At 26.1% G+C, this 9,071-nt stretch carries 9 protein-coding genes; all 9 read right to left on the minus strand.

The genetic code is table 11. The annotated features are described in order from the left end of the window. Positions 1-1,131 carry a metallophosphoesterase family protein gene (locus CLPUN_RS15575; RefSeq protein ID WP_077848171.1) on the minus strand — a complete coding sequence of 377 codons (1,131 nt, stop codon included), beginning with the start codon at positions 1,129-1,131 and terminating at the stop codon, positions 1-3. 404 nt (positions 1,132-1,535) lie between these two features. After that, entirely contained in the window at positions 1,536-1,970 is a 435-nt protein-coding gene (locus tag CLPUN_RS15580; protein ID WP_077848172.1) for a hypothetical protein, read from the minus strand. A 12-nt stretch (positions 1,971-1,982) separates the two neighbouring features. Next, entirely contained in the window at positions 1,983-2,531 is a 549-nt protein-coding gene (locus tag CLPUN_RS15585; protein WP_077848173.1) for a LytTR family DNA-binding domain-containing protein, read from the minus strand. 18 nt (positions 2,532-2,549) lie between these two features. Further along, positions 2,550-3,080, minus strand: a complete 531-nt coding sequence (locus CLPUN_RS15590; protein WP_077848174.1) for a hypothetical protein — start codon at positions 3,078-3,080, stop codon at positions 2,550-2,552. A gap of 4 nt (positions 3,081-3,084) precedes the next feature. Then, positions 3,085-4,455 carry an NAD(P)H-dependent oxidoreductase gene (locus CLPUN_RS15595; protein WP_077848175.1) on the minus strand — a complete coding sequence of 457 codons (1,371 nt, stop codon included), beginning with the start codon at positions 4,453-4,455 and terminating at the stop codon, positions 3,085-3,087. A 194-nt stretch (positions 4,456-4,649) separates the two neighbouring features. Further along, entirely contained in the window at positions 4,650-5,102 is a 453-nt protein-coding gene (locus CLPUN_RS15600; RefSeq protein ID WP_077848176.1) for a hypothetical protein, read from the minus strand. Positions 5,103-5,473: 371 nt separating this feature from the next. Further along, positions 5,474-5,665: an alpha/beta-type small acid-soluble spore protein gene (locus CLPUN_RS15605; RefSeq protein WP_077848177.1), complete on the minus strand. Its 192-nt coding sequence runs from the start codon at positions 5,663-5,665 to the stop codon at positions 5,474-5,476. 248 nt (positions 5,666-5,913) lie between these two features. Beyond that, positions 5,914-6,915 (minus strand): hypothetical protein, encoded by a 1,002-nt coding sequence (locus CLPUN_RS15610; RefSeq protein ID WP_242954152.1) that lies wholly within the window; start codon positions 6,913-6,915, stop codon positions 5,914-5,916. A 536-nt stretch (positions 6,916-7,451) separates the two neighbouring features. Further along, a complete protein-coding gene (locus CLPUN_RS15615) occupies positions 7,452-8,813 on the minus strand; it encodes a citrate/2-methylcitrate synthase (RefSeq protein ID WP_077848178.1) in 1,362 nt (453 codons plus the stop codon). Between the last annotated feature and the right edge of the window lie 258 nt (positions 8,814-9,071).

A 9,071-nucleotide genomic window follows, 5' to 3' on the forward strand; every position in this document is an offset into this window, starting at 1 on the left:
TCATTCATAAATCTTTACCTCTTCACCTGAAATACTTTGAAGTCCTATCTTTAGTGCTAAAGTTATAATTTCTCTTTCCTCTTCTGTTTCTGCATTTTCTAGTTTTTCATATATTTTTTTAGCAAAGATACTCTTTAAAGAATATCCTTCAATTAATTTGTTTATATCTACTTTAATTTCACTTCTATCTATAATTTTTACAAAATAAAATTCATCCTTAAGTAATTGTTCTAAAAACTCTTCATTTAATGTGAATTCTTCGCTTACTTCTCCTATTAAAATTATCTTATAAAAATTATTTTTTCTATCGTCAATTTGGATTTCATTAATAATCTTATTTTTAACTTCATTATATCCAAAACAGCCCTTAATATTTATTTGTTTTTCATAATAATTTCTAATTGAGGTTCTAATAAAGCTGCCTTCTAAAAATTTATTTTGAAGTTCTATTAAAACTATGCCCTTATCCTCAAGCTCATCAAAACCTCTCCCTTGAGGACATCCACTATAACTGTAATAGGTGTTTTCAATCTTCTTTATCTCTGAAAACTTATGTCTATGCCCTAACGCTATATAATCCACATTAGATTTACCTATCTCTTCTTCTGTAATTGGATTATAATCATTTCTATCTTGAGTATTTGTAATTTCACCATGAAGAACCATTATGTTATTATAACCTTCTACTCTTTTAACATCTTTTAATAGAGACTTATTTACATGAGAAGTATTAAAACCAGCTCCCCAAACTACAGTGTCCAAATCCTTCAATATTATGCTTTTCATGCTTCCATTAAAGATATAAACATTTTCAGGCCATTCTACAATACTATAAAAAGATTTTTCATTAATTGGATCATGATTTCCTGGGCTTATAAATACCCTTACTTTACTTATACTCTCAAAACAATTTTTTATAAAATAAAGTGTAGTTTTATTTACAGATAAATTATCAAATATATCACCTGAAATTAAAAGAATATCTATTTCTTTTTCTAAGGTTATTTTTATTATTTTTTCAAAAACCTGCTTTAATTCTTCTTTGCTTTTTAAAGCTTCTTTTGGTGTCATTCCACTAAAGGGAGTATCAAAATGTACATCTGCGGTATGTAAAATTTTAATTTTTTTCATATTAATCACCTATAATTAATTTTTTATAATCTTATTTTAACTTTAATTAATTTTATAACTTGATTTTTATTTTGATTAATTTTTTTGTACTTTCACTTTTATTACAATTATTTTTTATAATCTCATTTTGAATTTTATTTTACTTTTATAACCTCAAGTTCTGTTTTTTAATTCCAATCACGAACCTTTGTTCTAATTCTATCACGAAATTAGTAAAGAGTCCAAAAGGATTGTCTACTTATTCTAATCTTATTACTATGTTAGAGTCTTTTGATTTCCTTTTGTTTCAAATATTTTCTTTTTTAATTTTTTGAAGACAAAAAAGAGATAATATTACCTATCAGAAACATTACCTCGTATCATTGTAAGAAAGTCACAAACTCAGATCTCTCTTAATCTGTTATTTAGCTTTTTCTTATTAGCTGCTTTTTCTTACTTACAAGTTTTGAATTAAAATCTAAATATCTTTTGTATGAATAATAACAAAAACTCATTCCCAAAAGCTCTGCAGTTATTAAAATTGATATCAATTCCACAATTGATATAACAGATTTATCAATAACATAATTATAAATGGATGGCATGCAGGAAATAACTCCTATTAATCCAAATACAGATATAAACGCTACTATTACATTCTTTTGCTTTATTGCAATCAGATAAATGAAAACAAGTCTTGAAATTGTACCAATAACTCCTCCAAGGATGGAAGAGAAAATCAGCATCCCAACATTTTTTCCGTTTATATTTATTACAATTATTTGAATCATACCAGCAAATAACCCAATAAACATGGATATTAATAAATTAAATAATAAATCTTTAAAATTCTGTTTCATAATTAATTCACCTCAAAACCCAAGATATTTTTTGAAATTATTTAAATACTTTCGTGTAACATAAACCTCTTCATTTATATCAATAAGCTTTAATATAAGCTTACTATTAAACCATGAAATGATTCGGTCTACTTTTACAATATTTACAACGAAACATTTACTTACTCTTATGAACCCCTTGTTTTCCAGTCTTTCTTCTAATTCATAAAGCTTTTCCTTTACCTTATATCTTTTGTCCTTTGTCCTACAAAAAACATCATTGCCCATTGCTTCAAAGTAATATATGTTATCATAACTTAGTATTTTGAGCTCATCCTCCTCACATCTTCCTGTGATTATATTTTTAGCTTCCTCTTTACTTCCTGATATCTTATCTAAATAATTAATTAAAACATTTATTGTTTCCACACTGAAATATATGCCTATTTTTCCATTCTTTAAATCAAATCCTTTTTCAATTATACACACATCAGTATTTTCACTAATTTTTATTTTACGGTTTGCAAGGATTTCTTCTAACATCCTCCTTAGGTTTTCACTGCAAATTAATTCTACTTCCATTTAACCTCCCCTTTTACTTTAAACTTCAGGAAATGCTCCTGGAATTGTAATAGATAATATAATTCCTATAACTAATATCATATTCATAATTACAACAGTCATAATATTATGTCCTGTTAATTGTATCATAACATTAATTAAGTAAATTACCGTCCATATTTTTGTTATTAAAATATTAACTTCTATAAATAGTGGAGATTTTCCGAATTCTTTGTCATATCCACTTCTAGCTTCATACATGGTATAGGGCTTTCCAAGCATAATTGAAATAAATCCTGTTAACGCTAATACTATATATGAAGTTAAATACTTGTGCTGAAGAACAGAATCAATATTTAAGTAGAAATAAATTATGTTAGAAATAGAAAAGTAAGCTAGTAATACTCTAGACATAATTCCTATATTTTTATTTATTATCCCTTTTATAAGCAGCATAAGTACACAAACAAATCCTAAAACAAGTCCTATTTTACCTTCAATGCTCCATAGAAGTATTAAAGGTAGAAAACCTATTGTTACATTAAAAAATGCTTTCAGACTGCTACTCATAATCCTATCTCCTACCTTTTTCAAGTATTTTTTTATGATCAGCGATCATAAAATTAATCATATTTTTCTGTACTTCTTGCCTAAATTTTTCTCTTTTCATAAAATACCTCATAATTATTCCCTTCATTTTGTTCTTAAAGGATACTTTTTTTAGCATTGCATTTTTCTTATAGTAGTTATAGTCAGCTAAAAAAATAGCTCCCAAATTTCCCTCTATAGAATCTGCGAATAATTTGTTTGAAGCTATCTCTAAAAAAGTTTCTGGTTTAAAATAATTTCTTTCTGAGTATCTTACACTCATTTTAGCGAAAGTATATATTTGATTATCTATAGCAGCATTATCTTCAGCTTCATCAGTAACTAATCCAATTAAATTACTTCCTTGAGTATGAAATTCTAATATCTGTTTTAAATTCTCATTTTCACTTAAATTGCCTGAAATTATATATCCTATATGCTTGGTTTTGAAGAAAGGAACATGATTATAGCAAAAGCTTCTATCATAATAAAGCTTAAAGCGTGAAGATAAATATCTATCTTTTATGGTTCCCGCAAAAATGATTACATCTCCATTCTTAATAATATAATCTAAAAATTCTCTATAACCATCTTTATAATCATAAACACATTTATTTTGTGCAGCACACTTGCAACAACCTAGACAAGGCCCCTTTATATCAACTTGATTAAGATTTAGAACTTCTATTGGATTTTTTATGTGACTTTTATATTTATCTATCATCTCATTAAGATTATAATCTTCTTTTGCTGCATCTGTTAAAATAATTATTTTTTTAGTTGTATCAATAAATTTGTCTGTTTCTCCTTTAATGTATTTAAAGGTACTTTTGTTCATTGGCTTAAATAATTTACTAGTTGTTAAGCCTTCCTCAATGTAAGTAAGTAAATTTTCAAAGAATAATTTAAGTTCCCTTCTTGATTTTTCTTTGGTCAAATCATTCATTTCATGAGATAGATATTCTACATAGTTCATACCTAAGTCCTCAGCAATTGCTCTGATATAATTGTGTGCATGAATATCTGCATAATGAATAGATGTAGAAAATGCACTAGTATATTTACCTAAAAAATAGCTTTCTAATTTATTTTCAAATATTAATTCAATGAATCTTTTATATTGAGAATGTACTAAAGCATGATATAAAGAGAAAGCCCATATAACAGCATCCGCCTCTTGAATCTTTGTGCACAAAGACTTTAACTTTTCAGTATCTTTTTCATAACCTTTCATTTCTGCAACAATGTGAATATACTGAAATTCATAGTTCTCATAATTTTGTTCTAAATACTTTATAGACTGCATTGTAACACTTCGCTCTGACTTTGGACTTCCATTTAGAATTATTATTTTCATAATTAACACCTCCGACTTTCTATATTTTTATTTTATTGAAAGATATAAAATAAAACTACACATTTTCTTTAAGATGCATTTTAACCCAAACAAGATGCATTAAAAAGCCAAAAATCGAAGTGAATATTTTTCTTAGTTACTACCTCAAATTTAAAAGTCATGAAATAATCCTAATGTTATTCTATGACTTGTAGTTATAGAATAGTTATTTCAGCTTCTTCCTTAACTCTCTGAATTACACCAATTGTTCTTAATAAATTACCTATAATAGAATATAAAAAACCAACAGTTATATTTATGTTGGGACCAAGGGTAAAATCAGTGGTGCCTTCTTGGATGTTTTTATATAATTCGTTAAGCCTTATAATTGAGATTCTTGTGTAAATAAGGATTGTGTATATACCAAGGCAGCTTGCTATGGCATCTATCTCGGTTGGCGTCGGATGCTGAACTTCCTGTTGACTTTCAGTCTGCTGCTGATTTTGTTGTGACTGCATTATTCTTTGGATTATAAGCTCTTTGGATTTTTGTGTTGAAATAATAAAGAGTATGTTAGAGAATAGATCAATATATAAGCATGACAGTGATATCTCTATTAATTCTAAATCTAATTCATCATTAACTGAAGGATTTACAGGTATAGGCATTTCTATCTTCACCTCAAAAAATTAGTACAATATAATATATTAAATTAATATTATATTGCTCTCATTTTTTAAGTTAATAGTCACATATATTGATATATATAATTTACTGCTGTTGACATTCTTGAGCTAAAAATATGTTTATATAATTTTTATGTGACTCTTTTTTGCTTCCAAAATCTCAATATAAATCTTATTGTTTTTATAAAAATCTTTGACCTTCTCTAATAAATTATCTATATATTAAAAAACATAAAAACAAGAGATACATTGCACATCTGTGTAATGTATCTCCCGTTTTAGAATATGAATTTATTCATACTATTTCTAGCATAAATTCATTTTGAATTTAACTTAGAACCATAAGATTCTTATTATATTCTATGTTCATATTCCTCTACCATTCTCTTTACCATTTCCCCGCCTACTGAACCACATTGTCTTGAACTTAAGTCTCCATTATATTCTTTAAATGGAACTCCTAGTTCTTGAGCTACTTCGTTTTTGAACTTTGACAAACCTTGTTTTGCTTCCGGAACTAAAACCCTGTTATTACTGTATGACATAACGATCCCCTCCTCGGCTAATTTGGTATTATCAGTAGAAAAAACTATTTTTAATTTCCCCTTCCGACAATAGTATTTTAACCTTTGAAGAGTTTTTTATCCTAATTAATATAAGGATAAATTTGAAAATTTATCCTTACTCTAATCATAGCCAATTATAAAAATTTACTTTATATTATATTTTTAATTTTCCCTATGATTTAATCCGACTAATACTTTTTTCGTATTATACTCATTATTTTAGCTTCTTATACAACTAAATGTTTTAAAGTAGCTTCTATGTCTGTTTTGATATCGACAAAATTATTGTTTTTTTCTTTTATAAAATAAGTTAATAAATCAATAGCAATTAATTTATATTCATTAGTATCTTTTTCTGAAATTAAATTTTCATCTTTAATTTTAGTTAAATATTTATCCATCACTTTAAAAAAACTAACTATTTCATCTTTAACTAACTCTTCTGATATAACCTCTTGACTTATGGTTAATAATCTTTTTCTAAGATCTAATACTTTCATTGGAAATAATAGATACATATTTTTTTCAAATAACTGCTTAAAATCATACTTCCAGCTTTTCATTACATTAACCTTATATTCTATATTTTCACCTTCAGATTCTTCTTTAAATTCAAAAGTATCCGGAACTTCAATATTTGAATTAAACATTATCAAAAATCTATTACAGTTATCATTTAACTCTTTATTTAGATTATCCATATTATCGTTTTCATATTCTTTTTTCTTCTTATTTAAATTTATTACATTTCTACAATTATTTTCATAATCTATTTTAGATATTATTATTGCTATATTTTGATCATCTACAGTTTCAAATTTAATTTCATATTCAAATTTTCTATAATCATCTTCTGCTAAAATTCTCATGTTATATACACAACTCTTTAAATTTGGCGTCTGATTATTTTTAATATATTTTATCTTAGCATATTTACTTAATTCATCATTATATATAGAATTTACAAATTCTATTAACGGCATTTTATTGCTAAATGAGAAAATTCTCTCTATAATTGTGTTTAATTTTTTTTCATATCTAGTTTGATTATTTTTTAAATCCATAAAATAATTTTTATTTTTTAAAGAATCAAATTTTTTCTCAAAATTAACATAAGACTTTTTATTGTCTTCTTGCTCATTTTCAACGATATTATCTTTTAGCAATCTATTTATATTATTTATTTTTTCTTTTCTTATTTCACTTAGTAAAACCACTTTATTCATCATTGTCTTCCACCTCATAATGGATTATTACCATTTCATGATTATAATATACGAAACTTGAAAAATTTGCAATGTAATATTTTTCCATTTAGACATCAAACGACACCAAACTGCTATGTAAACCTTTAATTTTATAGTTGTTTTTTATTAAATCAATAATTTTTGCTATTATTTACAAAATTTATACCATTTTTTTTATGTTTTTTTATCAAATGTAAAATTATATCTTTTTTAGAAGTAAATTATATATTATCTTACTGTTGTATTTCATCGAATTTAATCTAATTATGTTTTAGTAAAAATATATCTGTTTTAATAAATAAATTATATCTATTTAATATATATGTTCAAAGAAATAAATTACCTCTGATTAATTAATGTATATGTTTTTAATGTTTCAAATTAGTTAAAACTTATATTGATTACTTTAATATACTAAATTAATTAAAACCTTACAAATAATAAAATAGGAATCTCTATTAATAGAGATTCCTATTTATCACTTACAAAAAAATTTATTTACAATTACTTTTTTAATTTTATCTTTCTTCTCTATCCACATATTTCCTCTTTTTAACTACATTCTTATATGCTGGTCTAATTATTTTCCCTGCATTCACAATTTCTTCAATACGATGAGCACTCCAGCCTGATATTCTTGAAATAGCGAAAATAGGTGTAAATAGTTCTGGCGGTATATCAAGCATTCTATATACAAAAGCTGAATAAAAATCAACATTTGCACTTATCCCTTTATACATTTTACGTACCTTAGCAACTACTTCTGGTGCAAGCTTTTCAACTTTTGCATATAAATTATATTCATCTTCTAATCCTTTTTCCTTTGCAAGCTTTTCAACATGTTCTTTGAAGATGACAGCTCTTGGATCTGATATAGAATAAACTGCGTGTCCTATACCATAAATCAAACCTGAATGATCGAAAGCTTCCTTATTTAATATTTTTTCCAGATATTCTTCAACTTCTTTATCATCTTTCCAGTCCTTTATATTTTGTTTTATATCTTCAAACATCTGTGCAACCTTAATATTTGCCCCACCATGTTTAGGCCCCTTTAATGAACCAAGAGCTGCTGCCATAACTGAATAAGTATCTGAACCAGCTGAGGTAACAACATGAGTAACGAAAGTTGAATTATTTCCTCCACCATGTTCTGCATGAAGCACAAGTGCAAGATCGAGGAGCCTTGCTTCAAGCTTAGTATACTTACTATCAGGTCTAAGCATATGAAGAATGTTTTCGGCTGTACTTAAATTAGGTTGTGGACTGTGTATTATTAAACTATTATTATCATGATAATGAGTGCATGCTTGGTAGCCATAAACTGCCATTAATGGAAAGCATGCTATTAATATTAAACATTGTCTTAATACATTTTCCACGGAAGTATCCTCTGGTGATTTATCTAGACTATAAAATGCCAATACACTTCTTGCAATTGAATTCATAATATCTTTACTTGGCATTTTCAAAATCATATCACGGACAAAATCATCAGGCAGATTTCTATAATCTGCTAAAAGCTTTTCAAAAGCCTTTAACTCTTCAGTTGTAGGCAAATCACCAAATAAAAGTAAATAGCAGGTCTCTTCAAACCCGAAACAATCTTTCTTTAAAAATCCATCAACAATATCTGTAATATCAATACCTCTATAAAGTAATTTACCTGGTATTGGAATCATTTCATTTTCCTCAACAATATAAGAGCGCACATCCCCAATTTCTGTAAGCCCAACAAGCACCCCTCTGCCATCAATATCTCTAAGACCTCTTTTAACTTGATATTTGTTAAATAATTCATTATAAATTTTATTGTTTTCAGTTGCCTTAGTACTAAGGCTTTTTAACAGTTTATTTTCAAACTTAACACTCTTTTCCATCATAATCCCCCTTAGAATTTTTATTCATTGCTTTTTGCCATTTAATAATTTAATTTTAATTTATCACTTTAGAAGCTTAAACAGTTATAGTTATAAATATATATGTCCTTATAAATAAACTGCATCAACTTATTTATATATATAAGTTCTAATTAAGAAAGTTCATAATTTAGTTGCTTGTCTTATCCAATCACTCTAATATAGAAATTAAATCTTAATGAACAAAATTTTTTAGAACATATATATATACTTTTAATG

This window comes from Clostridium puniceum (assembly GCF_002006345.1).
In the GTDB taxonomy this organism is placed as follows: domain Bacteria; phylum Bacillota; class Clostridia; order Clostridiales; family Clostridiaceae; genus Clostridium; species Clostridium puniceum.

What these genes read in the sequence shown, in the direction of transcription:
- CLPUN_RS15575 (WP_077848171.1), bottom strand. Translation starts at nt 1,131, where the DNA reads ATGAAAAAAATTAAAATTTTACATACCGCAGATGTACATTTTGATACT.
- CLPUN_RS15580 (WP_077848172.1), bottom strand. Translation starts at nt 1,970, where the DNA reads ATGAAACAGAATTTTAAAGATTTATTATTTAATTTATTAATATCCATG.
- CLPUN_RS15585 (WP_077848173.1), bottom strand. Translation starts at nt 2,531, where the DNA reads ATGGAAGTAGAATTAATTTGCAGTGAAAACCTAAGGAGGATGTTAGAA.
- CLPUN_RS15590 (WP_077848174.1), bottom strand. Translation starts at nt 3,080, where the DNA reads ATGAGTAGCAGTCTGAAAGCATTTTTTAATGTAACAATAGGTTTTCTA.
- CLPUN_RS15595 (WP_077848175.1), bottom strand. Translation starts at nt 4,455, where the DNA reads ATGAAAATAATAATTCTAAATGGAAGTCCAAAGTCAGAGCGAAGTGTT.
- CLPUN_RS15600 (WP_077848176.1), bottom strand. Translation starts at nt 5,102, where the DNA reads ATGCCTATACCTGTAAATCCTTCAGTTAATGATGAATTAGATTTAGAA.
- CLPUN_RS15605 (WP_077848177.1), bottom strand. Translation starts at nt 5,665, where the DNA reads ATGTCATACAGTAATAACAGGGTTTTAGTTCCGGAAGCAAAACAAGGT.
- CLPUN_RS15610 (WP_242954152.1), bottom strand. Translation starts at nt 6,915, where the DNA reads ATGATGAATAAAGTGGTTTTACTAAGTGAAATAAGAAAAGAAAAAATA.
- CLPUN_RS15615 (WP_077848178.1), bottom strand. Translation starts at nt 8,813, where the DNA reads ATGGAAAAGAGTGTTAAGTTTGAAAATAAACTGTTAAAAAGCCTTAGT.